Below are 26,383 nucleotides of genomic sequence, written 5' to 3'. Positions count from 1 at the left end.
ATGAACGCCGCACGCTTATTTCGTTTCTTGGTACTGCTTGTTGTCATTGCCGCGGCGTTTTTCGCCTGGCGTTATTTCCGCCCCTCACAATCAGATTCTGCCAACGAGGCAACAACCGCACAGCATGCATCACCTCAGGGACAAGGACAAAATCGTAGCGGCAGTGGACGGCGCGGCTCTACCGCGCCACCGCCGGTGCAGGCTGCACTCTCCTCATCCTCTTCGGTGCCCTATTACCTCTCTGGTCTGGGGACGGTTACCGCCGCCAATACCGTCACGGTCCACAGCCGCGTCAGCGGCCAGTTGATGGCTATCCACTTTCAGGAAGGGCAGCAAGTTAAGGAAGGCGAGTTACTGGCAGAGATAGACCCGCGCCCGTTTCAGGTAGCACTGATACAAGCACAAGGGCAGTTGGCCAAAGATCAGGCATTGCTGGTCAATGCCCGCCAGGATTTAGTCCGTTACCAGCAGTTATCCAAAACCAATTTGGTGTCCGGCCAGCAACTGGATACGCAGGAATCGCTGGTGCGCCAATATGAAGCGACGGTGAAATCCGATCAGGGCGCTGTCGCCAGCGCACAATTGCAATTGGATTACAGCCGTATCACCGCGCCGTTCAGCGGCCGCGTCGGCTTGCGTCAGATTGATATCGGTAACTACGTGACCAGTACTGACAACCTGTTGGTATTAACGCAAACCCACCCGATCGATGTGATATTCACCGTACCGGAAAGTGATATCGCCACCGTACTGAAAGCACAGAAATCCGGCCAACCGGTACCGGTGGAAGCCTGGGATCGGGGCAGTCAGCGCATTCTCTCTCAGGGGCGGCTGCTGAGTATGGATAACCAGATAGACGCCACCACCGGCACTATCAAACTGAAAGCCCGCTTCGATAACACCGATGATGCGCTGTTCCCCAATCAGTTCGTCAACATCAAGATGAAAGTCGATACGCTGCAAAATGTGGTGATCGCCCCTTCAGCCGCGATTCAGATGGGTAACGAAGGGCACTTTATCTGGGTATTGAACGATAAAGATCAGGTGAGCAAGCACATCATCACCACGGGGATTCAATACGGCCAGCAAACTGTGGTTTCCAACGGGCTGAATGCGGGCGAGCGAGTGGTGACCGACGGGATCGACCGCCTGACCGAAGGCGCTCGCGTTGAAGTGCTGGCCCCCGCTGCCGCAGACAGCAAATCTACCGCCGGTACCGAGAAGCCCCAGCATGACAAATCTCAGCATAAAGCGGAGAAATCCTGATGCAGGAAACGACGCCGTTACAGGATGCCACGCTAAATACAGGTGGTGGGCCGTCGCGCCTGTTTATTCTCCGGCCGATAGCCACCACCCTGTTGATGATCGCGATTCTGCTGGCCGGGATTGTGGGCTATCGAGCGTTGCCGGTTTCCGCGTTACCGGAAGTGGACTACCCGACGATTCAGGTCGTGACGCTTTACCCTGGTGCCAGCCCGGATGTGATGACCTCAGCCGTCACCGCACCGCTGGAGCATCAGTTCGGCAGCATGTCCGGCCTCAAGCAGATGTCGAGCCAAAGCTCCGGTGGCTCATCAGTGATCACATTGCAGTTCCAGTTATCGTTATCGCTGGATGTGGCAGAACAGGATGTGCAGGCAGCGATTAACGCCGCCACCAACCTGCTGCCCACCGATCTGCCTTTCCCCCCCACCTACAGTAAGGTGAACCCGGCGGACCCGCCGATTATGACACTGGCGGTAACCTCCACTGCCCTGCCACTGACGCAGGTGCAGGACATGATTGAAACGCGCATCGCGCAGAAAATCTCGCAGGTGGAAGGCGTCGGGCTGGTGACACTAGCGGGTGGTCAGCGGCCATCGGTGCGCATTAAGCTCAATCCTGGGGCGCTTGCCTCCTATGGCCTGAGCAGCGAAAGCGTGCGTACGGCCATTACCGCCGCCAACGTCAACACCCCGAAAGGCAGTTTTGACGGCCCGGCGCGTTCGGTCACGCTCTCCGCCAATGATCAGATGCGTTCACTCGACGACTATCGTCAGTTGATCATCTCCTGGAAAAATAATGCACCGGTACGGTTGCAGGATGTCGCCACGGTGGAACAGGCAGCGGAAAATACCCGTCTGGCCGCCTGGGCTAATCAACATCAGGCTATTGTGCTTAACATTCAGCGTCAGCCAGGCGCGAACGTGATAGCCACCGCTGACCATATCCGCAGTCTGCTGCCGTCGCTGAAAGCCAGCCTGCCAAAATCGGTGGATGTCGCCCTGCTTACTGACCGCACGACCACTATCCGAGCCTCGGTCGATGATGTGCAGTTCGAACTGATTCTGGCTATCGCGCTGGTGGTGATGGTGATTTACCTGTTCCTGCGCAACGCCGTCGCGACGCTGATTCCCAGCATCGCCGTACCGCTATCGCTGGTGGGTACGTTTGCCGCCATGTATTTTCTCGGTTTTTCTGTCAACAACCTGACGCTGATGGCGCTCACCATCGCCACCGGTTTCGTGGTTGACGATGCCATCGTTGTTATCGAGAACATCGCCCGTTATATCGAGCAAGGCGAAAAACCGCTACAGGCCGCGTTGAAAGGCGCGGGCGAAATCGGCTTTACCATCATCTCGCTAACGTTCTCGCTGATTGCCGTCTTGATCCCCTTGCTGTTCATGGGGGATATCATCGGTCGTCTGTTCCGTGAGTTTGCGGTGACACTGGCGGTGTCGATCCTTATCTCTGCCGTGGTGTCGTTGACGCTCACGCCAATGATGTGCGCCCGTTTGTTAAGCCACCACTCATTGAGCCAACAAAACCGCTTTACCCGTGCCAGCGAGCGCTTTTTTGACACCGTGATCGCCTGGTATGGTCGTGGATTAACACGTGTCTTGAGTCATCCGTGGATTACCCTTGGCGTCGCGCTGAGTACGCTGGTGCTCACGGTCTTGCTGTATATCGTCATCCCCAAAGGCTTTTTCCCGATACAGGATAACGGCATTATTCAAGGTACGGTGCAGGCGTCACAGACTATCTCCTTCTCCGGTATGGTGGACAAGCAGCAGCAGGCTACCACGCTTATCATGCAGGATCCGGCGGTGGAAAGCGTGACCTCGTTTATCGGCGTGGATGGCACTAACGCATCGCTTAACAGTGGCAGGTTACAGATCAACCTCAAACCGCTGGATGAACGCAGTGACCGTATCCAGGCGGTGATTACACGGCTACAGCAACGCACATCGGCGCTGCCGGGCGTCCAGCTCTATCTGCAGCCGGTACAGGACCTGACCATCGATACACAAGTCAGCCGTACCCAATATCAGTTCACCCTGCAAACCATGTCGCTGGATGAACTCAGCACCTGGGTGCCAAAACTGATCGCCGAGCTACAGAAATTGCCGCAATTGCAGGATGTGAGCAGTGACTGGCAGGATGGCGGCGCTGTCGCCTACGTGAAGGTTAACCGGGATAGCGCCAGCCGCCTCGGCATCACCATGTCCCAGGTGGACAGCGCCCTGTACAACGCATTTGGCCAGCGCCTGATCTCCACTATCTATACGCAATCCAACCAGTATCGCGTGGTGCTCGAGCAGCATCAGGACCACAACAACGGGCTGGGGTCGTTGGATGATATCCGGCTTATCAACACCAGCGGCGGCGTGGTACCGCTCAGCAGTATTGCGACCGTGGAGGAGCGCAAGGGGCCGTTATCCATCAACCATATCGATCAGTTCCCCTCGACGACCATTTCCTTTAACGTCGCGCCGGGCTACGCGTTGGGTGATGCGGTAAAAGTCATTCAGCAAACGCAGCAAAGCATGCAGTTACCCAGCGATATCATCACCCGCTTCCAGGGCAGTACGCTGGCATTCCAGTCAGCGCTAACCAGCACTATCTGGTTAGTGGTGGCAGCGGTGGTGGCGATGTATATCGTATTGGGTGTGCTGTATGAAAGTTTTATCCACCCGGTCACTATCCTGTCTACGCTACCGACCGCGGGCGTTGGCGCGTTACTGGCACTCATGGCCGCAGGCAGCGATCTGAACATCATCGCCATCATCGGTATCATTTTGCTGATCGGTATCGTGAAGAAGAACGCCATCATGATGATCGACTTTGCGCTGGCTGCCGAACGTGAACAAGGGATGACGCCGTATCAGGCGATTTATCAGGCCTGTCTGCTACGTTTTCGCCCCATTCTGATGACCACCATGGCAGCGCTACTCAGCGCCATTCCGCTGATGTTCAGTACCGGCGTCGGTGCGGAACTACGCCGACCGCTGGGGATTTGTATGGTGGGTGGCCTGGTGATGAGCCAGGTGCTGACGCTGTTTACGACACCCGTTATCTACCTGCTGTTTGATCGTCTGGCACATCGCCTGCGCCGCCGCCAGCCGCAGGAAGGGGAAGCACAGTGAAGTTCTTCGCGCTGTTTATCCATCGGCCAGTCGCCACCACATTGCTGGCGCTGGCGATAGCGCTGTGCGGGCTGCTCGGCTATCAGTTGCTGCCGGTGTCGCCGTTGCCACAGGTGGACTACCCGGTGATTTCGGTCACCGCCACCATGCCCGGCGCATCACCGGAAACCATGGCGTCGTCGGTCGCGACGCCGTTAGAGCGCTCACTGGGCCGTATTGCCGGTGTCAATGAAATGACCTCGATGAGTTCGCTGGGTAACACCCGCATCATCCTGCAGTTTGCGTTGGATAGAGACATTAACGGCGCGGCCCGTGACGTACAGGCGGCGATCAACGCCGCCCAGAGCTTGCTGCCGAGCAATATGCCAAGCCGCCCCTATTACCGGAAGGTCAACCCGTCTGACGCGCCGATCATGATCATCACGCTGACGTCGGATACCTACGGTCCGGGCCAGTTGTACGACTACGCCTCGACCCAGGTGGCCCAGCGCGTTTCACAAATTGATGGGGTTGGCGATGTCACCATCGGTGGTAGCTCGTTACCGGCAGTCCGGGTCGCACTCAACCCACAAGCACTGTTCAATCAGGGCGTGTCGCTGGATACCGTTCGCCAGTCTATCGCCCAGGCCAACGTGCGCCAGCCGCTTGGTAGTGTGGACAGTGGCAGCACTCACTACCAGATTCAGACCAATGACGAACTGAAAACGGCCAACGTTTACCGTTCGCTTATCATCCACTACAACAATGGCGCGCCAGTGCGTCTGAGCGATGTGGCGACGGTAAAAGACTCGGTGCAGAACGTCCTCAACGCAGGGATGACCAACGCCAAACCGGCGGTGTTGGTGTTAATTCGCCGCGCGCCGGATGCCAACATCATCTCCACCGTTGATGCAATTCGCGCCGCCATGCCCGAATTGCAAGCCATGTTGCCCGCCTCAATCAACCTGAATATCGCACAGGACCGCTCGCCCACCATTCGTGCCTCACTGCGTGACGTGGAGCGATCGCTGACTATCGCGGTATCGCTGGTGATTCTGGTGGTGTTCCTGTTCCTGCGCTCTGGTCGCGCCACGCTTATCCCGGCCATCGCGGTACCGGTGTCGTTGATTGGCACGTTCTCTGCTATGTACCTGTGCGGCTTTAGCCTGAACAACCTGTCGCTGATGGCCTTGACCGTGGCTACCGGTTTTGTGGTGGATGACGCCATCGTGGTGCTGGAAAACATTTCTCGCCATGTTGAGGCCGGCATGAAACCGTTGCAGGCCGCGCTGCAAGGGGTACGGGAAGTCGGCTTTACCGTCGTCTCGATGAGTTTATCGCTGATCGCGGTATTTATACCGCTGCTGTTCATGGATGGCCTGCCCGGGCGTCTGTTCCGCGAGTTCTCGGTGTCGCTGTCGGTAGCGATACTGATTTCATTGCTGGTCTCCATCACCTTAACGCCGATGATGTGCGCCCGATTGCTGCGCCCCCACACCGCACGCAGCCAGCCGCGTGCGCGTGGTTTCAACCGCCTGCTACTCGGCTTGCAGCAAGGTTATGGTCGCAGTTTACGCTGGGTGCTGAACCACTCTCGTTGGGTCATGATGGTGTTGCTGGGGACGATTGGCCTGAGCGTCTGGCTTTATATCACCATCCCCAAAACCTTCTTCCCGGAGCAGGATACCGGGCGGCTGATGGGGTTCATTCAGGCCGACCAGAGCATCTCCTTCCAGGCGATGAAACGCAAATTACAGGATTTCATGACCATCGTGCGTGCCGACCCGGCGGTGGATAACGTCACCGGTTTTACTGGCGGGATGCGGACCAACAGCGGCTCGATGTTCATCAGCCTGAAACCGCTCGCCCAGCGTGACGTCAACGCGCAACAGGTCATCACCCGGCTACGCGCAAAACTGGCGAAAGAGCCCGGTGCCAACCTGTATCTGATGGCGGTGCAGGACGTGCGTATCGGTGGCCGTGAAGCGAATGCGGGCTATCAGTTCTCGCTGTTATCGGACGACCTCTCGGTGCTGAGGAGTTGGGAGCCAAAAATTCGCGATGCGCTGAGCAAGTTGCCACAACTGGCGGATGTCAGTTCTGACCAGCAGGACAAAGGGGCTGAACTGAGGCTGGTCTATGATCGTGATGCCATGGCAAGGCTGGGTATCAATGTTTCCAGCGCCAACACGCTACTGAACGACGCCTTTGGGCAGCGCCAGATCTCCACCATTTACCAGCCGATGAACCAGTATAAAGTCGTCATGGAGGTTGACCCGGCCTATACCCAGGATCCTGCCTCGCTGGAGAAAATGTTCATCATCAACAACGACGGCAAGCCGATACCGTTGTCGTTCTTTACTCACTGGCAACCGGCTAACGCACCGCTGGCGGTTAACCATCAGGGGTTATCGGCTGCGGCGACCATCTCGTTCAACCTGCCGGAAGGGGCCAGCTTGTCAGAGGCAACCACCGCGATTGAACGCACCATGACCTCACTGGGTGTACCGCCCACTATTCGAGGTCAGTTCGCCGGTACCGCACTGGCGTTCCAGCAGTCGCAGCATTCGCAGGTTGTGCTGATTATTGCGGCGATTGTGACGGTCTACATCGTGTTGGGGATGCTGTATGAGAATGTCGTCCACCCGCTGACCATTCTCTCTACCCTACCCTCCGCCGGGGTTGGCGCGTTACTGGCGCTGGAATTGTTCAATAAGCCGTTCAGTCTGATTGCACTTATTGGCATTCTGCTGTTGATAGGCATCGTGAAGAAAAACGCCATCATGATGGTGGACTTTGCGTTGGTCGCGCAACGAGAAGGGAAACTCTCGGCACGCGAAGCGATTTTCCGCGCCTGCATGTTGCGTTTCCGCCCGATCATGATGACCACCATGGCGGCGTTGTTCGGCGCATTACCGTTGGTGCTCAGTAGCGGTGACGGCTCAGAGCTGCGTCAGCCGCTGGGTATCACTATCGTTGGTGGGCTGGTGATGAGCCAGTTACTGACACTGTACACCACGCCAGTTGTGTACTTGTTCTTTGACAGCCTGCGCTGGCGACGTCGTGAACGCACTGACGCCGCTACGCATACTGAACCGTCGGCATGATGCCGCGTCAGTCGCCATTGCCGTATCTGTAATCGTCGCCGGGGTTCGCCCCGGCGCCTGCAAGGGACAGGATATTTCCGGGAGTAATACCACGCATGACCCATCAGCCCGCTTCCGTTCGCTGGCAATTGTGGATTGTAGCCTTCGGCTTTTTTATGCAAGCGCTGGATACCACCATCGTCAACACAGCCTTGCCTTCTATGGCGGTCAGCCTGAATGAAAGCCCGCTACGGATGCATGCGGTGATCGTCGCCTATGTTTTGACCGTCGCGATGCTGCTGCCTGCCAGCGGTTGGCTGGCAGACCGGATTGGCGTTCGCAATATTTTCTTCTCCGCCATTATGTTGTTTAGCCTCGGCTCACTGCTTTGCGCCCGCTCCACCACCCTCAACGAGTTACTGTTTTCCCGCGTGATTCAGGGTATCGGCGGTGCCATGATGGTGCCGATTGGACGCCTGACGGTGATGAAGCTGGTGCCACGCGATCAATACATGGCGGCGATGACCTTCGTTACCCTGCCGGGGCAGATAGGCCCGCTGATGGGGCCAACACTCGGCGGTTTCCTCGTCCAGTACGCCAGCTGGCACTGGATTTTCCTGATCAACATTCCGGTAGGTCTGGTGGGTGCCTTCGCCACCTGGTGGCTGATGCCTAATTTCACCATGCCACCGCGCCGCTTTGACCTGCTCGGCTTTGTTTGTCTGGTGATCGCAATGGGCACCCTGACACTGGCGCTAGACGGCCAAAAAAGCCTGGGGTTATCCGCCTTAGCGTTGAGCGCGCTGGTGCTGACCGGCGTTCTGGCGCTACTGGGGTACTGGTGGCACGCCAAAGACAACGAGCAATCGCTGTTCAATCTGCGTTTATTTGATACCCGCAGCTTTAGCATCGGCCTCTTCGGCGGCTGGCTGGCGCGCATCGGCAGCGGCATGTTGCCGTTTATGACGCCGGTATTTTTACAAATTGGTCTGGGCTATACACCGTTTCACGCCGGGATGATGATGATCCCGCTGGTACTGGGCAACATGGGCATGAAACGGATCGTGGTGCTGATAGTTAACCGGTTCGGCTACCGTGTGGTACTGATCGCCTCGACACTGATGCTGGCGCTGGCTACGTTGCTGTTCGCGCTGGTCGCACTGATGAACTGGCACTGGATGACGCCGGTAGTGCTGCTGTTGGTTGGCATGGTCAACGGCATTCGCTTTTCCACCATGAACACCCTGACGCTCAAAGACCTGCCGGATGACCTGGCCAGCGGCGGCAACAGCCTGCTGTCGATGTCGATGCAGCTCTCCACCAGTATGGGGGTGACTATCGCCGGTCTGCTGCTCGGCATTTTCGCCAATCAGCACCTGGTGAGTGGTACGCCGCAAACCCATACCGTCTTCCTCTATACCTATCTGTGCATGGTGGCGGTGATGGCATTCCCGGCGCTGATTTTCAACCGGGTGCCGCCCGATACTGTTCAGCAGGCGACGCTGACGCGCCCCTCATGAGGTGAATGATGAGATTCGGCATTACCGCCAGACTGTTTCTGGCCATTTTTTCCACCTGTATGCTGGTGCTGATCATCATGCACTTCGGTGTCCGACTCAGTTTTGAGAAAGGGTTTATCGACTACATCCGCCGAGGTAATGAACAACGGGTGGTGCAGATTCGTGGCTGGCTGGAAGATCAGTACCAGCAGTACGGCAATTGGGATTTTTTGCACAACAATGAACGCGGTATTTTCCCGATGCTGCGCGCGATGGAGCAGAATAGCGACGAGGCCATGCAGGCCTGGCGTACCCGATTTTGGGTCACGGATGAGAACCGTCGTCGCCTGATAGGCCCACCGATCCCGATGCCTGCGGGCAGCACCTGGCAACCGTTGATGGCGAAAAAGCGTATCGTTGGCTGGCTGGTCGCCGCCCCGGTAGAAGGGCTGACCCGTAGTGCCGACATCAATTTCGATCGCCAGCAACAACGCACCAGTTGGCTGATCGTCGCGTTTACCACGCTGTTGGCAGCCATGGTGACCTGGATGATGTCCCGCGGATTGCTGTCGCCGGTCAAACGGCTGGTCAGTGGCATTCATAAACTGGCCGCCGGCGATTTCAGTACCCGGGTTACCGCCAGCGGGCGCGACGAGCTGGACAGGCTGGCGCAAGATTTTAACCAGTTGGCCTCGGCGCTGGAGAAAAACGAGCAGTCACGCCGGGCGTTTATGGCCGATATTTCCCATGAATTACGCACACCACTGGCGGTGTTGCGTGGCGAACTGGAAGCCTTACAGGATGGTGTTCGGCGGCCCGATACCGCGGCGTTTGGCTCATTGCAGACGGAAGTTGCACTGCTGACCAAGCTGGTCGACGATCTTCATCAATTGTCGTTATCCGACCTGGGCGCACTGGCTTACCGTAAATCGGCCATTAACGTCAGCATGCTGCTGCAAGTGTCGGTAGCGGCGTTCAGAGAGCGTTTTCAACACAAAGGTATTCAACTGACTACTCACTTTCATCCCGAAGCGGTGGTGTTTGGCGATCCGGACCGCCTGAACCAGTTGTTCAACAACCTGATGGAAAATAGCCTGCGTTACACGGACGATGGCGGGCAACTGGAAGTCGACACCGAACTCCGTCCGCAGCGGCTGATTATTCACTGGCGCGACAGCGCCCCCGGCATCAGCGACGAACAACTGGCGCTGATCTTCGAGCGTTTCTACCGTGCGGAAAGTTCACGCAACCGTGCCAGCGGTGGCTCCGGGCTGGGGTTGGCCATTTGCGCCAATATCGTTGAGGCGCACGATGGACGCCTGTATGCTGAACATTCAGCGCTCGGCGGCGTACAAATCACTGTCGAGCTTCCATTGCACCTATCCTGATACAGGAACCGACATGACCGCATCCTCTTCTGCAACGGTGGGTGATGAAAACCTGCCAGTGCTGATCGTTGAAGATGAGCCCAAACTGGCCCAGTTACTGGTGGATTACCTGCAGGCATCAGGTTACCGCACCCACTGGCTGACACAGGGAGAAGACGTCGAACCCTGGGTGCGTGAACACCCCTGCCAGCTTATTCTGTTAGACCTGATGCTACCGGGTCGCGACGGCCTGACACTCTGCCGCGCCATTCGCGGTTTTTCCAATGTGCCAATCATTATGGTGACCGCGCGTACCGAAGAAATTGACCGGCTGCTGGGGCTGGAAATCGGTGCCGACGATTACATTTGTAAGCCCTACAGCCCGCGTGAAGTGGTCGCTCGGGTGAAAACCCTGTTGCGCCGTTGTCGCTGGCAGCATGAACCGTTACCGAATGATGTCTTACCCGCGTTGCTGATTGACCAGAATCGTTATCAGGCCAGTTACCTCGGCCGTCATCTGGAACTGACGCCCGCCGAATTCCGGCTGCTGAAAACCCTCTCTGCCGAACCGGGACGCGTCTTTTCACGCGAGCAGTTGCTCGATCATCTGTACGACGATTACCGGGTGGTGACTGACCGTACCATCGACAGCCATATCAAGAATCTGCGCCGCAAACTGGAAATGTTTGACCAGGAAACGTCTTTCATCCGCACGGTGTATGGCATTGGTTACCGCTGGGAAGCCGCCGCCAGTCAGGAAATATAACGCTCTCGCCCATTGGCGGTACGCAGTCAAAGAAACTGTCTGACTCGGTTAAAAATTTGCAATTTTCTATTGGCTCGTGGCTGCTAGCATAATCACATACAAAAATGATGATAATGAGGGTAAACATGTCGGGATTAGTCAATGGCAAGTGGGTCGATGGCGATGTAGCGGCCGAAGAAATCAAAGGCGGGGCTTTCCATCGCCAGGAAACCCGATTCCGTGTCACCGAGCTGGTGCCGGAGGCGGGACGATATCAGTTATTTGTCTCGTATCTTTGCCCATGGGCCTCCCGCACAACGATTTACCGTAACCTGAAAGATCTCGGCAATGTGATTGCCTTATCGGTTGCAGACCCTTGTATTGGCGAGCAGGGTTGGGAATTCAGTACTCCGCAGGATGCTGGCGAACAGGTCGCGCCGGTGCGCTACCTGCACCAGCTTTACACCGCCAGTGACGCGCATTACACCGGGAAAGTCTCGGTTCCCGTACTGTGGGACCGCAAAGAAGGCCGTATCGTCAATAACGAGTCGTCGGAAATCATCCGCCTGCTTAACCATGACTTTAATGATTTGACCGGTAACCGTCTGGATTTTTACCCAACGGATCTGCGGGCGGAAATCGACCACTGGAACAGCCTGATTTACGACAACATCAATAACGGCGTGTATAAGACTGGCTTTGCCAAAACACAAGCACACTACAACCAGGCGGTAACGAGCTTGTTTGCAGCACTGGATACCGTGGAAGCACACCTGGCACATCACCGCTATCTGGTGGGCGACACCCTGACCGAAGCGGACTGGCGGCTGTTCGTGACGCTGGTGCGTTTTGATGCGGCTTACCACGGTGCCTTCAAGTGCAACATCCGTCGGCTGGAGGATTATCCGCACCTTTCAGGCTATCTGCGCGAGCTGTATCAATGGCCGGGCGTCAAAGACACCGTCAGGCTGGACGACATCAAAGCCGGTTACTACAGCATTCGCTGGCTCAACCCGACCGGTATTATTGCAAAAGGGCCGCACGTGGACTTCGAACGCCCGCACCAGCGTGAGTTGATTGGCCCCTCAGCCGGTATTCGCTCGCTCTAATCTTCATTCACGGCCAGAAAAACGCTGGCCGTGAAGCATCATGCCCATCAGTAGACGCACTTTCTGTAAGCCGACTACTGATTTTTCCCGCCGTTGGCGTTAGAATCTGCCGCCTTTACTGTTCCCGCCCGGGAACAGCCTGACCTGAGATCAGACTTGAGAAACCACCATGTTTAAACCGGAATTACTCTCTCCGGCCGGTACGCTGAAAAATATGCGTTACGCCTTTGCTTATGGCGCTGATGCAATTTATGCCGGCCAGCCTCGCTACAGCCTGCGTGTGCGCAATAACGAATTCAACCACCAGACGCTGGCGCAAGCCATCAATGAAGCCCATGCGCTGGGTAAGAAGTTTTATGTGGTGGTTAACATTGCGCCACATAACGCCAAACTGAAAACCTTCCTGCGTGACCTGCAACCGGTGGTCGACATGAACCCGGATGCGTTGATCATGTCTGATCCAGGGTTGATCATGCTGGTACGGGAAAATTTCCCCCAGATGCCGATTCACCTGTCGGTACAGGCCAACGCGGTCAACTGGGCGACGGTGAAGTTCTGGCAGCAGATGGGGCTGAGCCGGGTGATTTTGTCACGCGAGCTGTCGCTGGAAGAAATTGAGGAAATCCGCCACCAGGTGCCGGAGATGGAGCTGGAAGTGTTCGTTCACGGCGCACTGTGTATGGCCTATTCCGGCCGCTGCCTGCTGTCTGGCTACATCAATAAACGCGACCCGAATCAGGGCACCTGTACCAATGCCTGCCGCTGGGAATACAACGTGCAGGAAGGTAAAGAAGACGCGGTGGGTAACATCGTACATATCCATGAGCCGATTGCGGTCACCCAGATAGACAGCGCTCAGCCGCAACCCACGCTAGGTATCGGCGCACCGACCGATAAAGTCTTCATGCTGGAAGAAAAACAGCGCCCTGGCGAATACATGAGTGCGTTTGAAGACGAACACGGCACCTACATCATGAACTCACGCGACCTGCGCGCCATTCAGCACGTAGAACGCCTGACCAACATGCAAGTCGCCTCGCTGAAAATCGAAGGCCGCACCAAGTCGTTCTACTACTGCGCCCGTACCGCACAGGTGTACCGCCGCGCTATTAACGATGCTGTCGCCGGTAAGCCGTTTGACCCAACGTTGCTGCAAACGCTGGAAGGCCTCGCGCACCGTGGTTACACCGAAGGCTTCCTGCGCCGCCACGTTCATGAGGATTACCAGAATTACGACTACGGTTACTCGGTGTCTGACCAGCAGCAGTTTGTCGGGGAATTCACCGGCGAGCGGCGCGACGGTCTGGCGGAAGTGGCGGTCAAGAACAAATTCTCTCGCGGCGACAGCGTGGAGATGATGACGCCGGGCGGCAACGTCCAGTTCACTATTGATACCCTCATCAATAAAAAAGGCCAGGCTATCGAGGTGGCACCGGGTGACGGCCACACCGTGTATCTGCCTGTGCCGGATGATATCGATCTGGCATACGCGTTACTGCTGCGCAACCTGTCGGGGACAACAACCCGTAACCCGCATGCAAAATAGCAAAAAAGTGACACAATCGCGCCAATTGTGACATTTTTTAGAATCAGATCACATCAATGGCACTGGTGACTGGTTATTATTGCAGCGCTGAGAAAATACAAAACGAAAAATAAGCGTAGTAATGCTACTAGGAACCACCTCCTTGGCCAGCTCAATCTCCCTTGAGCTGGCTTTTTCTTTGCGCGCTATTCACGCTTGAGGCGTGGACTATTCACCAGATAAAGCGTGATCACCAAAATCAGGATCGCCCCGGCATAGGTGAAGGTATCCGCCGGATTTTTATGGTCGACGATAATCAGCCGTACAATCGCGGTGATACCGATGTAGATGAAATAGCGCAGCGGGAAGTGATAACCGGAGAGAAAATACTTCACGATCAGCGCCAGAAACTCAAAGTAGAGGAAATAAATCACCAGGCTTTCGATCAGCATATACGACGACTCTTTTTCATTACTGACCAGCAGTACCGTCGCCAAATGCCAGGTTTCCTTCGCCAGGAAAACCACCAGAATCGCCGCCAGCACCAGCAGGCCGAAATTGAGTATCGTCTGCAATCCTCTGGCAATCATGATCGCACGCGCAGACCCCGCCATAAACCTCTCCTCAACGCTAGATTCAGAGAAAGTACGCCCCAAAAAAACAGCCCCTGAAGACCTGGGGGACGTCAGTGTCGCCATCTGGCAATAACCTGACGGAGATCACAAAATTACCGGGTCATCAGCGAGCTGTCTATGCAATATTTTTTACTACTTATCTGATTTTCTTATCGCTTTGATCAGGCAGCCATCGTTACCACCAGCGGTGAAAATGGTGCACCGGACCGATGCCGTGGCCAACTTCCAGCGAATCGGCCTGCTCCAGTGCGCCTTGCAGGTAGGCCCGCGCAGCAGACAGGGTGTCGAGCCAGTTATCATGACGCGGTCGTAACGCTGCCAGCGCCGCCGACAGCGTACAACCGGTGCCGTGCGTATGCCGGGTGTTTACGCGCGGCGTGCTTAACCGAACGGGCTCGGCATGTGGCATGAACAACCAGTCCGGACTTTCCTGGTCACTCAGGTGTCCGCCTTTCATCAGCACCGCCTGACACCCCATCGCCAATAGCGCTTCGCCTTGCTGGCGCATCCCGTATTCATCGTCGGCAGGCGCGCACTGTAGCAACGCCGCCGCTTCAGGCAGGTTAGGCGTGATCAACGATACCCGCGGTAACAGCAACTGACGCACCGCTTCCACCGCCTCCGCCGCCAGTAGCGGATCACCGCTTTTGGCCAGCATCACCGTGTCCAGCACCACATAAGGCACCGGGTAACGCAACAGCCGGTCTGCCACCGTTTCCACAATATCCGTCTGTGCCAGCATGCCGATTTTCGCGCTGTCAATGCGGACATCGCTCAGCACAGAATCCAGTTGGGCTGCGACAAACGTCGGTTCAATGCGGTAAACCGACTGCACACCACGGGTATTTTGTGCGACCAGTGCGGTAATCACACTGGTGCCATACGCCCCCAGTGCCGAGAAGGTTTTCAGGTCAGCCTGAATACCGGCACCACCGCTCGGGTCAGTACCGGCGATCGTCAGCGCGTTGATACGGTTCATACCAGCGCCTCCCGATTCAGGGTATAGAGCGCATCCAGAAACGCGGGAATAAAACTCCCCGGCCCCCGTGCCTGCGCCACCGCCAGTTGCCCACAATGAGACATCACCGCACAGGCGGCGGCCACATGACCGAGGCGGTCACCTTCCAGCGCACAGAAGCCCGCGACCACCGCCGACAGCGCACACCCGGTGCCAACCACCCGGGTCATCAGCGGGTCGCCGCCCGGTATCGCCAGCACCCGATCGCCGTCGGTCACATAGTCCACCTCGCCGGTGACCACCACGCAGGTGGCCCAGCGCTGTGCCAGTGCTATGGCGCAAGGCAAGGCCGCCAGCACATCGTTGCCGCTGTCCACGCCACGTCCGGCGGACTGTTCGCCCGCCAGCGCCATGACTTCGGAGGCGTTACCACGGATAGCCGTTGGCTTCATCGCCAGTAATTCAACGGCAAACTCGGTACGAAAACGCAGGCCACCGACCGCGACCGGGTCCAGCACCCAGGGTGTACCGGCGTTGATGGCGCTGGTTACCGCGGCGCGCATCGCCTGCGCACGGTCAGCCTCAAGCGTCCCCAGATTAATCAGTAACCCATCGGCCAGCGCACTAAACTGCGCGGCTTCACCGGCATCGACCACCATCGCAGGCGAAGCGCCTAACGCCAGCAACACATTGGCGGTAAACCCTTGCACCACCTCATTGGTAAGGCAATGCACCAGCGGTGCGCGTAAACGGAAAGCATCAAGAGAATCCGCGACGGACGCGGCAGGGAAACGTACAGGTCGAGCGTTCATAAACCTCCCAACCGGCGTGAAAGAAGGCGGTACCGGTGGGATACCGTGACTTCCCTACGCTGGCATTATCCAGTTCAGGTAATACGGGTATTTCTCAGCCCCGCTTTTCATAAAGGGGCACCCCGAGTCAACGAACGCTATTATTGGGAGTATTGGGTAAAAAGGTCAATGGCAGGATGCCCGTCAGCAACGTTAGCGCCTCTTCAACAGGTTGTTCTGGCTGTAACTGCCAGTCTTTACTGCGCCCTGAACGTATCGGTTATTCTTGCCAGCGCAGAACGCAACAACTCTCGTCGACAGGCAAAATTAATCCGGGCGAACCCGGCGTAGGCCGGGCCAAATTTCGCACCATCATCCAGCCACACCCCAGCCTGTTTGAGCAACGTTGGCTGTAAATCCTCCGGTGCAATACCACTGCCCCGAAAATCCAGCCAGCCAAGATAGAGCGCATCCGCATCAAACAGTCGAACGCTGACATCAGCTGTGAGACTCGCCTGCAACAACGTCCGGTTAGCGCGTAAATAATCCAGTAATGCTGCTAACCACGGTCCACCATGCCGGTAAGCCGCTTCACAAGCCGCAAGCCCTAACATATTTGGTATATGTAACGAGCAACGCGCATAAGTGCGTTTAAGCCTGTCACGTATTGCCTTGCTGGGAATAAACAGATTTGACGTCTGCAATCCTGCCAGATTAAAGGTTTTACTCGGCGAGGTGCAGGTAATGCTATTGTCGGCAAATTCATCGTTAATACTGGCAAATGGCTGATGCCGTGCCGCTGGATTAACAATCAAATCCTGGTGAATTTCATCAGCAATCACCATCACACCATGACGTTGGCAAATATCGCCCATTGCCAGTAATTCGTCCCGACGCCAGACATGCCCGGTCGGATTATGCGGATTACAGAGAAAAAATAGCCGCGTCGTCGGCGTAATCGCCTGTTCAAACGCGTCAGGGTCGAACGTATACCCTGATGCAATTTCAGTAAGCGGTGCCGTCACCACCTGGCGATCGTTCATTGTCACACTGTGATAAAACGGCCCATAAACCGGCGGCTGAATTAGAACACTGTCCCCCGGCAGAGTGAATGTTTGCACAATCATACTCAGACTATTCACTACACCAGGGCTTTGCATAATCCAGTCCTCCTGGATTTTCCAGCCATGATGCTCTGACTGCCATTGAATAATCGCATCAAATAGCGTGTCACTGGCGCGTGTGTAGCCAAAAACCCCTTTATTAATAGCATCATGCAATGCCTGACGCACTTCATCCGGACATGTAAAATCCATGTCTGCAATCCACAACGGCAACGGAGCCTGTGAGGTGGAGTGCGGCAGATAGGGAGACGGATGCTCCCATTTCAATAAATGGGAATGCGAAAAATCGATAACCTCATCAAAACGGCAAGCCATGTAGTACGTCCCTATGCCATTTCTATAACGACGATAACGTCTGTAGCGATCAGTCAGAATTCGGTGAAGGTTTTTCAAACACCGCAGGCTTGGGTTGATACCGTCCGGTTCGGGTCAGCCGATAAACCTGTAATTGCACTAACAACGCGACAGCCAACAGAAAATAGGCGGCGATCATCGGCAACCAATCGTCGCGCCAATGGTTCATGACAGCCCAGGCAACCAGTGAGGAGAACGACATCTGTATCGCTGCCATAAGAGCGGAAGCCTGCCCGGCAAGCGACTTGAACGCAGACAAGGCTATCGACGCGCCGGTCGCAATCAGTACAGCAAACCCCAGGCTCCCCAGCGTAGCCGAAATCAGATAAGGCCATACTGACACCGTCAACACCTGCATCGTCAGAATAAAACCGGCCATTGCCAGTAATATCAACACCGCACCGCCATACAAAATCGCCGTTTCTTTCACACGTCCCAGCAACCGGACGGTCAGCAGACTACCCGTGGTGATGGCCAGGGCGTTAACAGCAAAATAGTAGCCAAACTGATCTACCGGGATATGCAGCGTTTCTATCAATACTCGGGGCGAACTGGAAAAGAAAATCAGTTGGGTCGCGAAGCCAAAACTGGCGGCAAAACACCCCAACCGAAATTCGGGATGCCGGAACACGGTGAGATACCCAGAAAACACGTTTACCGGTGCAGCCGGAGAATGCGCCCCCTCGGAGGCGCTGGCGCATACCGCTGGCAGCGGTTTCCATAAAACCAACATTCCGCACAGTAAGGCGAAGAAACCTAACGCATAGAAACTGGAACGCCAGCCGTAATGAACAATCAGTATTCCCCCTATCACTGGTGCCAATACCGGTACCAGACTGATCACACCATTAAGCAGGCTGAACACTTTCCCGATAGTTGCCCCTTGAAAGCGCAGCGGCACACTGGCCGATGCGGCAACGGCCATCGCTCCAGCCCCACACCCTTGCACCAATCGTAGTACGATAACCTCTGAAATGGTATTGGTCAGGTATACGCTCAGCGCACTTAGTGAGTAAATCACGCAGCCGACCATCAATACGCGCTGTGCACCCAAGCGGTCGACCAGTGGACCAAAGAAAAGCTGACTGAGACTCAAACACAGCACAAACCCGCTGATGATCCATTGCGTCATCCCCGGCATGCTGCCTAGCTCATGGGACATCGACGGTACACCGGGAAGGCAGATATCCAACCCTAACGGAGCCGCGACCACCAATGGAAACAGGCCCGCTATCCGCCCCAGATTCTCCTTTCCAATCTTCATCAAAGTATGAATGCCTCTGGCTGTAGAGCCGGTTCCCGGCTTTTTAGGCAACGATTAATCAATGGATTAAGCCGGTGATAACGATGGCTGATTGACTGATAAATCGCCGATGTCAGCGCCGCACCCACCTCATGTTTACTAAAGTCAGATACCATATCACCCGCGGCGATCTCGCCCCGCATGCCCGCAATAAATTCATAGAAGGCTTTGGCTTTAGATTTCCCTCTCAATCCTTTGCGTCCGCCTTCCAGCGCAATAATGTCGTCAATATCGAACACTTCCACATGTTTCCCGCCAAGCATTTTGTCATTGCGGAAAATATAGATTTCCAAATGCTCTTTCGTACCGATGTGATGTCTTTCCTCTGAAGTCTCATCAGGCAAAGCATCCGACTTATAGGAATGGAAATGAATCGACTGGAATGGCCCTTGCTGAAATATATGTGATTCATGGGAAACACGGCCATTACCTTTATACAAGTCTCTACCTGCAGCCGTTACCCAATTTCTCTGCGAATAGCCATTATGACACAGGTTAATCGATACCGCTGTCAGCGTTCTATCACCGCGTTTAAAACAGATATTACTGCTGCAATCCACTTCGCCAAATGTTCCTAGCAGCAACCCTAACTGGTTTTCATCATAATGGTTAGCTTCGTCGAAACGACGCCGCCCAAACAGAGCACGATAGTCATCAAGCGCCAATTGGCTAAGCACATCATCTGGCCTAATCGCCATCGAAAAGACATCAATGTTATCGAACTGTTTACCTTCGCCAAAACCAGATTCGAGGACAAAAGGTACAATATCGAAATAGTGATAACCACTATGCGAGCATTTCCCGTATCCCTGATGGTAAGGGTGATAATGCTGTTCTACTATTTCTGTCGGCATACGCCACTGGCCGTCTGAGTGGAAGGTTTGCACATTAGTGACCGGGCAATGGGTTTGTGCAAAGCACTCGGCAATATAACGTTTAATCAGGTTAAACGACGTCTGATAACGTCGTTGGGCCATAAGCGAAAACACCTGACGAGGATTATCACGCCGTTTTTTTTGATACAAGGTATTCAGCGCGTAATAATCTTCCGCAATCTGTATCGATTTCTCAATTGAGGTTGAAATACCTTCATAAGATGAAATCGGTTTATCCATTAAAATAGACAAACCTGATGCTAATGCCCAGCGAGCATAAGCCATATGGGCAAGCGGCTCGGTGGCGATGATCACACCATTGATTGCATATCTGTCCACCACATCATTGAGTTTCTTTATGACATCGACGCCCAATTCAGCCTGACTATTATCACTATCATTAAAGTAAATAACTTCAGGCTGTAATTTTTTTCCTGCAAGATAAGCCTCTATTCCTGGTTTGGTCGAAATAAAATCCACTGCAGCACATAGATTTAATGTTGGATCCTCACAAGATATTTCAAGCAAAGGGTAATAAATTCTCTTGGCATGAGGACCAAATCCGATCAGCAACAAATTGACAGCATCATTATTCGTCAACATCGTCATCGCTTACCTCCTTGCGTTAAAGGCTCTGTTTCTTTTCCAGCAAATAATTACCGATAAACAAAGCATCCATACCGATGGCGTTCCTGAAACACTCAATCGCATCATCCGGTGATTCAACAATAGGCATTCCCGCGAGATTAAAACTAGTATTGAGTACTACCGGTATGCCGGTCAGGCTCCCCAGTGTCTTAATCAACTGGTAGAATTTTTTATTCGACGCAACAGAAACGGTTTGCAATCTGGCTGTGCCATCGACATGAATACAGGCGGGCATATCCACTTTAGCCTGCGTTTTCACTGGGGCCACCTTCATCATATAAGGAACAGGCGATAGCATATCAAAATACTTATCAGCAGCCTCCTCCAACACCACGGGTGCATAAGGGCGGAACCATTCACGCAGTTTTATTTGGCTATTGAGGATTTCTTTTGTCCAGCTATTGGTTGGTGAGGCGAGAATACTACGGTTTCCAAGCGCACGAGGTCCGAACTCGCTGCGATCCTGGAACCAACCGATAATCTTCCCTTCGGCAATAAAGCGGGCAGCTAATTGCTCTGGCTGGCTGACGCGTTGAATACTGAATTCATTCTCACAAGCACGTAAGCTGCCGGTAATGTCATCTTCAGTATAAACCGGCCCCAGATAAGCAGAACTGTCAAACTTAGGTACCCGATGATCTTTTTTCCAGAAGTACTCCGCGGCAGCACCTAACGCCAACCCGGCATCTCCTGGAGACGGCGGCACATATACCGTAATGCCTAATTCTTCTTCCAATTTTCGATTCATCACCGAATTCATGGCTACGCCGCCCGCCACACACAACGCATCGATATGATGTTGCTCAAGCAGTGCTTTCGCTCGACGAATGATTGATTTTTGTAGTTGATCCTGAGCCCAGGCAGCCAAATGCATATCAAACGGACGAATCACATCCCCTTTGCGGCGACGTTCTGGAATATCAAGCCCTTGCTTTTTAAACCAACGCTTAAGATCCTTAGTGCAATCATCAGAATAAGGCTCATCTTTCAGAGCGGAGACTTCACCCTGCGGTGTTTCAATAAACGGCGAATAGTCTGCAAAAATCGTTGGATTACCGAAAGAGGCCAACCCCATAGTTTTACCTGACTCACGATAACTATCAAAGCCCAAATAGCAGGTAATATCACCATAAAACCGGCCATATCCCTGATCACAAGGTTGTGTATTATCCTGGGCGAGAAGTATCAGATCATTATTTTCGTACAAATAATAACTGACCTGTTCCGCCGCATTATTTTCCAGCACATCGGCGTCCACTCGTTCACCAATAATATTTCCGGTGTGATCGGCAACAATGACCAGGGCACGCTGAATATCAGTCTGGCTAACCGCACTTAACGCATGAGCTGAATGATGCGATGTCACCGCATGAATGTGCTCCACTCCGGGAAACAGGGAATCAATCTCTTGTTTAAGCGTGCCATCAAGCCCAGACTTGCCATTCATTGACTGTCCAAAACTCACCACCGAGACAGCGGAAATATCACTCAATGTCAGTTTATTACGCTGCAGTATTTCCCTCACCGCACAAGTGACATGACCATCGTATTTTTTTCTGGAAACGCGTTCTTCTGCGATTGCTGTTATCACTTTATCTCGGGTGGCCAGCACCACATTACCATCGTAGGTTACGGTTCCGTCGGCTAGCACCGGGAGATTAACGGCTAAAATTAACTCTTGCATAACCATCCTTTTTTCTAAAATTTTCTTGCCCGTAGAAAAAACGTCAGTGGTATTGATGAAAAACCATTACTGAAACGCCACCAACCATCTTCATGCAGTGATAATTGTGAGAATGCTTTATAAAAGCCCTTATCGAATTCCTGAAATGCTGTAATACACAAGCCTTTATTTGTCAGGCTGGTAATAATTTCAGACAGAGTATGAAACCAGACATATTGCTCCTGATTTTCTATCTGATGATGTTCATTGGCATACGAATATTTATAATTCGCTTTTACTGGTGCATCTGTTCGGATGGTGTTGAATAATGCATTACTATCAAATGGTGAATTATCCTGGAGGGGGTTACTGAACATTCTCGCAATCGGATGCTCATCAATCAACAATAACTCACCACCAGATTTCAGATGAGAAGCAACAGTACTCGCCCACAAATCCAAATGCTGGAGCCAGACCAAAACGCCGTAGGAGGTAAAGATAATATCGAACTCACCGAGTGCTAACGTGGAGATATCATAGACACTGGCACAGTAAAATTGGGTGTTAAGACCAAACTTATTCTTTATCGAATTAGCAGTATCAATAGCGTCAGAAGAGTAGTCAATCGCACTGACCTCTGCACCCATTATCTCAAGAGCAAAGCTATCCAGCCCAATATGGCATTGTAAATGCAGTACTCTTTTACCCCGCAGATCACCTAACTCCGATAACTCAATGTCTTTAAGTTGATATTGCCACGGGTCATAATTATTAACATCATAGTCTGATTGGACAGAATGAATACGTGCCAACTCATTCCAGAACTGGATATTTTTACTATCATAAAAACTTTTCAAGCGAAATTCCTTTAATCCACTTCACATTAAGTCGTATTGATACAGGAGAAATTCACCCCTAACACCGCAGATTGCTCACTTTCCGTATCATACAACCCGTTGTCATTCCCCTTTTGAAAGACAGCTACATTTCCCTGCTCAAGAAATCTTGAGTAAAATAACGAAAAATTTGAATAGAAAAATACTGCAAATTAAAGAATTTCAAAAAATAATAATTTACAGAATCACAGGTGTCAACAAGAGTTATTTACAAAAACAAGCTACTAATTACGATGATCACAATCATAAAAGAGACTATATTAAAAATAAGACTCACTTAAACGAAGTTTATTTAACCAATATAATTACAAGTGGCGAATTAAATTCACAATAGACCATCATTTTTTACCAAAAATTAATAAGGTAGGGTGAGATAAATAATTAGAATATTCCTACGGCATTCCCCTCCCCCCCTCATTTATATCTAAAATAACTCCAGTTACAGGAAGTGAATTATTAGGATGATGACCTGTCAATGGCGGGAAAACCCTAAATAGCTTCACCTAATATCGCTACGCTTTAGCCAGCCCATGTTTATTGCCGGGAAATGGGCTGGTTGACACCATAAATGATCTCCGCCCAATACCAGCACCAGGCTAAATCAGTGATCCGAACAAAGGTCAGAGATCGCAACCCGTAAACTGCAAAGAGTGCGTGGAGCTAAAACCGCTCCACTCACATCACCACCTCATACCTGAACAGGTATTCATAACGCCGCCTGGGCGATCAATCCCCTCAGCCATTGGTGTGCCTGATCGCGATGCCAGCGTTCATGCCAGTACATCGCCATCTCAAATCCCGGAAGCTCGATGGGTGCTGTCGCAACCTGTAGACCGGTCTGGCCGCGTAGCAACCGGGATGGCAGCATAGCTACAAGGTCGGTAGTGGTCAGTACTGACATCATGAACAGAAAATGCGGCACTGATAGCACCACTTTTCGTGTTACCCCTCTCTCCATCAGTGCGACATCAGTTGTACCGTGAAAACCACCGCCATCCGGCGACACTATCACATGCTCTAACTGACTGAACTGTTCCAGCGTTAATGGGCCACATAGCTGCGGGTGCCCAACCCTGCCAGCCAAGACATAGTGTTCACGAAAGAGCACACGCCTGCGCATCGCCGGGTGCACCATGTCACTGGTATGCAACGCCAGCTCGATATCGCCTTGTTCCATTCGCTGCAACATAGCGGACGGTGGTGTTTCCAGAATCGCCAGCCGGGTATGGGGTGCATCCTGACGCAGTTGGTTCATGACCGGCAGCAGAATCGTCGACTCGCCATAGTCGAACGCCGATATCCGCCAGGTATTTTCAGCAGTCTTCGGATTAAACGGCGCGGAAGGCGCAATAGCCTGCTCAAGGGACTCCAGCGCCAGCCGCAGTGGTTCCCGTAATGCATCCGCTCTGGCGGTGGGTGTCATTCCTCTGGCACCGGGCAACAGTAACGGATCATCAAAAATAGCGCGCAATCGCGCCAGTTGTACACTCACCGACGGTTGAGAGAGGTTAAGTCGTCGCGCTGCACGGGTGACATTGTGTTCTTCCAACAGTGCATCCAGCGTCAGCAGCAGGTTCAGATCCAACCGCCTGATATTATTCATGGCTATACCCAATATAGTGAACATTCATTTTAACTATATCAGACCACCTCCTATGCTGTGCTTGCGCCAATAAAGGAGAATCGATAATGAAAGTATTACTGGTTTATGCTCATCCGGAGCCCCGTTCACTCAACGGCTCACTGAAAAATATCATCGTTAGCCATCTGGAAAATACCGGGCATCAGGTTCAGGTGTCCGATCTGTACGCCATGTGCTGGAAAACGACGCTGGACGCCGATGACAACACCGATCCCCACACTGATGCGCCTTTCCATCCATCGCTGGATTCGCAGCGCGCTTTCTCACAAGGAACACAGTCGCCGGATATCGCCGCCGAGCAGGATAAATTACGTTGGGCCGACACCGTTATCCTGCAATTTCCACTGTGGTGGTTCACCATGCCCGCGATTATGAAAGGCTGGATAGACCGGGTATACGCCTATGGCTTTGCCTACGGTGTCGGGGAACACTCGCAGACACATTGGGGAGATCGCTATGGCGAAGGGATGATGGCAGGCAAACGCGCCATGTTGCTGGTCACCACCGGAGGGTGGGAATCACACTATGGGCCTCGTGGCATCAACGGGCCTATTGATGATGTGCTATTTCCCATCCAGCACGGCATATTGTATTACCCCGGTTTTGAGGTGATGCCACCCTTTGTGGTCTACCACACCAGCCGTATGGATGAAGCCCGCTACCAACACACCTGCGATGCGTTGAAGCAGCGTCTCGACACCCTGTGGCATGACGCACCCATTCGTTTTCGGCGGCAAAACGCCGGGGACTACACCATCCCGGCGCTGACGCTAAAACCAGAGATTCAGCCGGATGGTAGCGGCTTTGCGATTCATACGGATAATACCTGAGGCAACTGGTGCGATAGCTCTTCCTCCAGCAGTTGTTTCAAGCGCGCCGTGGCATCAGGCAGACTGGCGGGTGCCTGCAACAAGGCGACGCCTATTTCGGGCAATGGCGGCAATCGGTTATGGGTCGCCGCCGTGAGAGATGACGGCATGCCTATCGCAGAGCGTACCGTAACGCCCAATCCCGCATTCACCGCCGCCCAGATGCCGCTAAGACTGCGGCTGACAAACACCACCCGCCAGGGGATACCGGCCTTATCCAGTGCGTCGGTTCCTCGTCGGCGCATCAGGCATGGCGCTTCAAACATCACCAGTGGCAGCGGCCGTCCGGTCTCCAGATAGTCCGCTATCTCAAACGAGGGATGACGAATCCAGCGCATCGGCAGATGCGCCAGTGCGGCAATACCCGGCATACTCTCCTCATCAAGCCAGCTTAACGCCAAATCGAGCTGTTGCTGGCTTATCGCCTCACACAGCTCGCGGTTGCGGGCAATACGGGCGCTGATCTGCACTCCCGGATAAGCGCGGGCGAAACGGCCAAGCACATCCGGCATCAGACTTTCACCAAAATCTTCCTGCATACCAAACCGCACTTCCCCTTCAACACGCGCTCCGCGCACGGCATGCATGGCCTCGTCATTGACCGCCAGAATGCGATGGGCGTAATTCAACAAAATCTCACCGCTATCCGTGAGCTTCAGGTGACGCCCATCCTTACGCAGTAAGGTGGCATCACATTGCTGCTCCAGTTTTTTCAGATGTGCGCTGACCGCGGATGTTGAACGGCTAAGCTGTTGCGCGGCCAGCGCGAAGCTGCCTAACTCCACTCCGGCGACAAAACTGCGCAGTGCATCCAGATCCAACGTGACGAGTCTTTTCATGTTTTTAATCCTGATTTTCAGGATGATTAGTGCTGAATATTTCGATTTTAAAAACCATAGCACAAAGACA

General features: G+C 53.7%; 19 protein-coding genes and 1 riboswitch. Of the genes, 9 read left to right on the top strand and 10 right to left on the bottom strand.

All coding sequences use genetic code 11. From position 1 onward, the window contains the following. The 8 genes from LF929_RS05735 (at position 1) to yegQ (ending at position 13,737) form a co-directional block, all read left to right on the top strand. Positions 1-1,266 carry an MdtA/MuxA family multidrug efflux RND transporter periplasmic adaptor subunit gene (locus tag LF929_RS05735; RefSeq protein WP_038905191.1) on the top strand — a complete coding sequence of 422 codons (1,266 nt, stop codon included), beginning with the start codon at positions 1-3 and terminating at the stop codon, positions 1,264-1,266. Beyond that, the gene (locus LF929_RS05730; RefSeq protein WP_210174098.1) at positions 1,266-4,406 is read left to right on the top strand and encodes an MdtB/MuxB family multidrug efflux RND transporter permease subunit; all 3,141 of its coding nucleotides are present in this window, start codon (positions 1,266-1,268) and stop codon (positions 4,404-4,406) included. Before LF929_RS05735 ends, LF929_RS05730 begins: the two co-directional genes overlap by 1 nt. Further along, positions 4,403-7,492 (top strand): multidrug efflux RND transporter permease subunit MdtC, encoded by a 3,090-nt coding sequence (gene mdtC, locus LF929_RS05725; RefSeq protein ID WP_226092702.1) that lies wholly within the window; start codon positions 4,403-4,405, stop codon positions 7,490-7,492. The genes LF929_RS05730 and mdtC overlap by 4 nt, the downstream gene beginning before the upstream one ends. 95 nt (positions 7,493-7,587) lie before the next feature. Continuing rightward, positions 7,588-8,991: an MFS transporter gene (locus tag LF929_RS05720; RefSeq protein WP_210174096.1), complete on the top strand. Its 1,404-nt coding sequence runs from the start codon at positions 7,588-7,590 to the stop codon at positions 8,989-8,991. 8 nt (positions 8,992-8,999) lie between these two features. Beyond that, the gene (gene baeS, locus LF929_RS05715) at positions 9,000-10,358 is read left to right on the top strand and encodes a two-component system sensor histidine kinase BaeS (RefSeq protein ID WP_226092762.1); all 1,359 of its coding nucleotides are present in this window, start codon (positions 9,000-9,002) and stop codon (positions 10,356-10,358) included. A gap of 13 nt (positions 10,359-10,371) precedes the next feature. Next, positions 10,372-11,103, top strand: a complete 732-nt coding sequence (baeR, locus tag LF929_RS05710) for a two-component system response regulator BaeR (protein ID WP_038908691.1) — start codon at positions 10,372-10,374, stop codon at positions 11,101-11,103. A gap of 125 nt (positions 11,104-11,228) precedes the next feature. Beyond that, positions 11,229-12,191: a glutathione S-transferase family protein gene (locus LF929_RS05705; RefSeq protein ID WP_226092701.1), complete on the top strand. Its 963-nt coding sequence runs from the start codon at positions 11,229-11,231 to the stop codon at positions 12,189-12,191. Positions 12,192-12,360: 169 nt separating this feature from the next. Beyond that, the gene (gene yegQ, locus LF929_RS05700; RefSeq protein ID WP_226092700.1) at positions 12,361-13,737 is read left to right on the top strand and encodes a tRNA 5-hydroxyuridine modification protein YegQ; all 1,377 of its coding nucleotides are present in this window, start codon (positions 12,361-12,363) and stop codon (positions 13,735-13,737) included. 185 nt (positions 13,738-13,922) lie between these two features. On the opposite strand, the gene psiE is transcribed toward yegQ, so the two are convergent. The 9 genes from psiE to LF929_RS05655 all read right to left on the bottom strand — a co-directional run bounded on the left by psiE (position 13,923) and on the right by LF929_RS05655 (position 24,566). After that, on the bottom strand, positions 13,923-14,330 hold the full coding sequence (gene psiE, locus LF929_RS05695; RefSeq protein WP_038905199.1) for a phosphate-starvation-inducible protein PsiE: 408 nt from the start codon (positions 14,328-14,330) through the stop codon (positions 13,923-13,925). A gap of 196 nt (positions 14,331-14,526) precedes the next feature. Further along, positions 14,527-15,330: a bifunctional hydroxymethylpyrimidine kinase/phosphomethylpyrimidine kinase gene (thiD, locus tag LF929_RS05690; RefSeq protein WP_226092699.1), complete on the bottom strand. Its 804-nt coding sequence runs from the start codon at positions 15,328-15,330 to the stop codon at positions 14,527-14,529. Continuing rightward, on the bottom strand, positions 15,327-16,121 hold the full coding sequence (gene thiM / locus LF929_RS05685; RefSeq protein ID WP_226092698.1) for a hydroxyethylthiazole kinase: 795 nt from the start codon (positions 16,119-16,121) through the stop codon (positions 15,327-15,329). The genes thiD and thiM overlap by 4 nt, the downstream gene beginning before the upstream one ends. 34 nt (positions 16,122-16,155) lie before the next feature. Continuing rightward, positions 16,156-16,256, bottom strand: a riboswitch (TPP riboswitch). A gap of 101 nt (positions 16,257-16,357) precedes the next feature. Then, positions 16,358-17,539, bottom strand: a complete 1,182-nt coding sequence (locus LF929_RS05680; RefSeq protein ID WP_226092697.1) for a MalY/PatB family protein — start codon at positions 17,537-17,539, stop codon at positions 16,358-16,360. 49 nt (positions 17,540-17,588) lie between these two features. After that, positions 17,589-18,842, bottom strand: a complete 1,254-nt coding sequence (locus LF929_RS05675; protein ID WP_071603301.1) for an MFS transporter — start codon at positions 18,840-18,842, stop codon at positions 17,589-17,591. Continuing rightward, on the bottom strand, positions 18,842-20,365 hold the full coding sequence (locus LF929_RS05670; RefSeq protein WP_038905205.1) for a Gfo/Idh/MocA family oxidoreductase: 1,524 nt from the start codon (positions 20,363-20,365) through the stop codon (positions 18,842-18,844). The genes LF929_RS05675 and LF929_RS05670 overlap by 1 nt, the downstream gene beginning before the upstream one ends. 16 nt (positions 20,366-20,381) lie before the next feature. Then, entirely contained in the window at positions 20,382-22,088 is a 1,707-nt protein-coding gene (locus LF929_RS05665) for a carbamoyltransferase C-terminal domain-containing protein (RefSeq protein ID WP_226092696.1), read from the bottom strand. A 14-nt stretch (positions 22,089-22,102) separates the two neighbouring features. Continuing rightward, entirely contained in the window at positions 22,103-22,924 is an 822-nt protein-coding gene (locus LF929_RS05660; RefSeq protein ID WP_038905206.1) for a bifunctional 2-polyprenyl-6-hydroxyphenol methylase/3-demethylubiquinol 3-O-methyltransferase UbiG, read from the bottom strand. A gap of 745 nt (positions 22,925-23,669) precedes the next feature. Beyond that, positions 23,670-24,566 (bottom strand): LysR family transcriptional regulator, encoded by an 897-nt coding sequence (locus LF929_RS05655; protein WP_226092695.1) that lies wholly within the window; start codon positions 24,564-24,566, stop codon positions 23,670-23,672. 86 nt (positions 24,567-24,652) lie between these two features. Here LF929_RS05655 and LF929_RS05650 point away from each other — a divergent pair, with 86 nt between their 5' ends. Continuing rightward, positions 24,653-25,435 carry an NAD(P)H-dependent oxidoreductase gene (locus LF929_RS05650; protein WP_226092694.1) on the top strand — a complete coding sequence of 261 codons (783 nt, stop codon included), beginning with the start codon at positions 24,653-24,655 and terminating at the stop codon, positions 25,433-25,435. Here the strand turns inward: LF929_RS05650 and LF929_RS05645 are convergent. After that, positions 25,417-26,313 (bottom strand): LysR substrate-binding domain-containing protein, encoded by an 897-nt coding sequence (locus tag LF929_RS05645; protein ID WP_226092693.1) that lies wholly within the window; start codon positions 26,311-26,313, stop codon positions 25,417-25,419. The genes LF929_RS05650 and LF929_RS05645 overlap by 19 nt on opposite strands. Positions 26,314-26,383 lie beyond the last annotated feature (70 nt).

This window comes from Dickeya oryzae (assembly GCF_020406815.2).
Taxonomy (GTDB): domain Bacteria; phylum Pseudomonadota; class Gammaproteobacteria; order Enterobacterales; family Enterobacteriaceae; genus Dickeya; species Dickeya oryzae.
The sequence above is the reverse complement of the archived record's forward strand: the minus strand, read 5'-3'. Positions and strand labels throughout refer to the sequence as shown.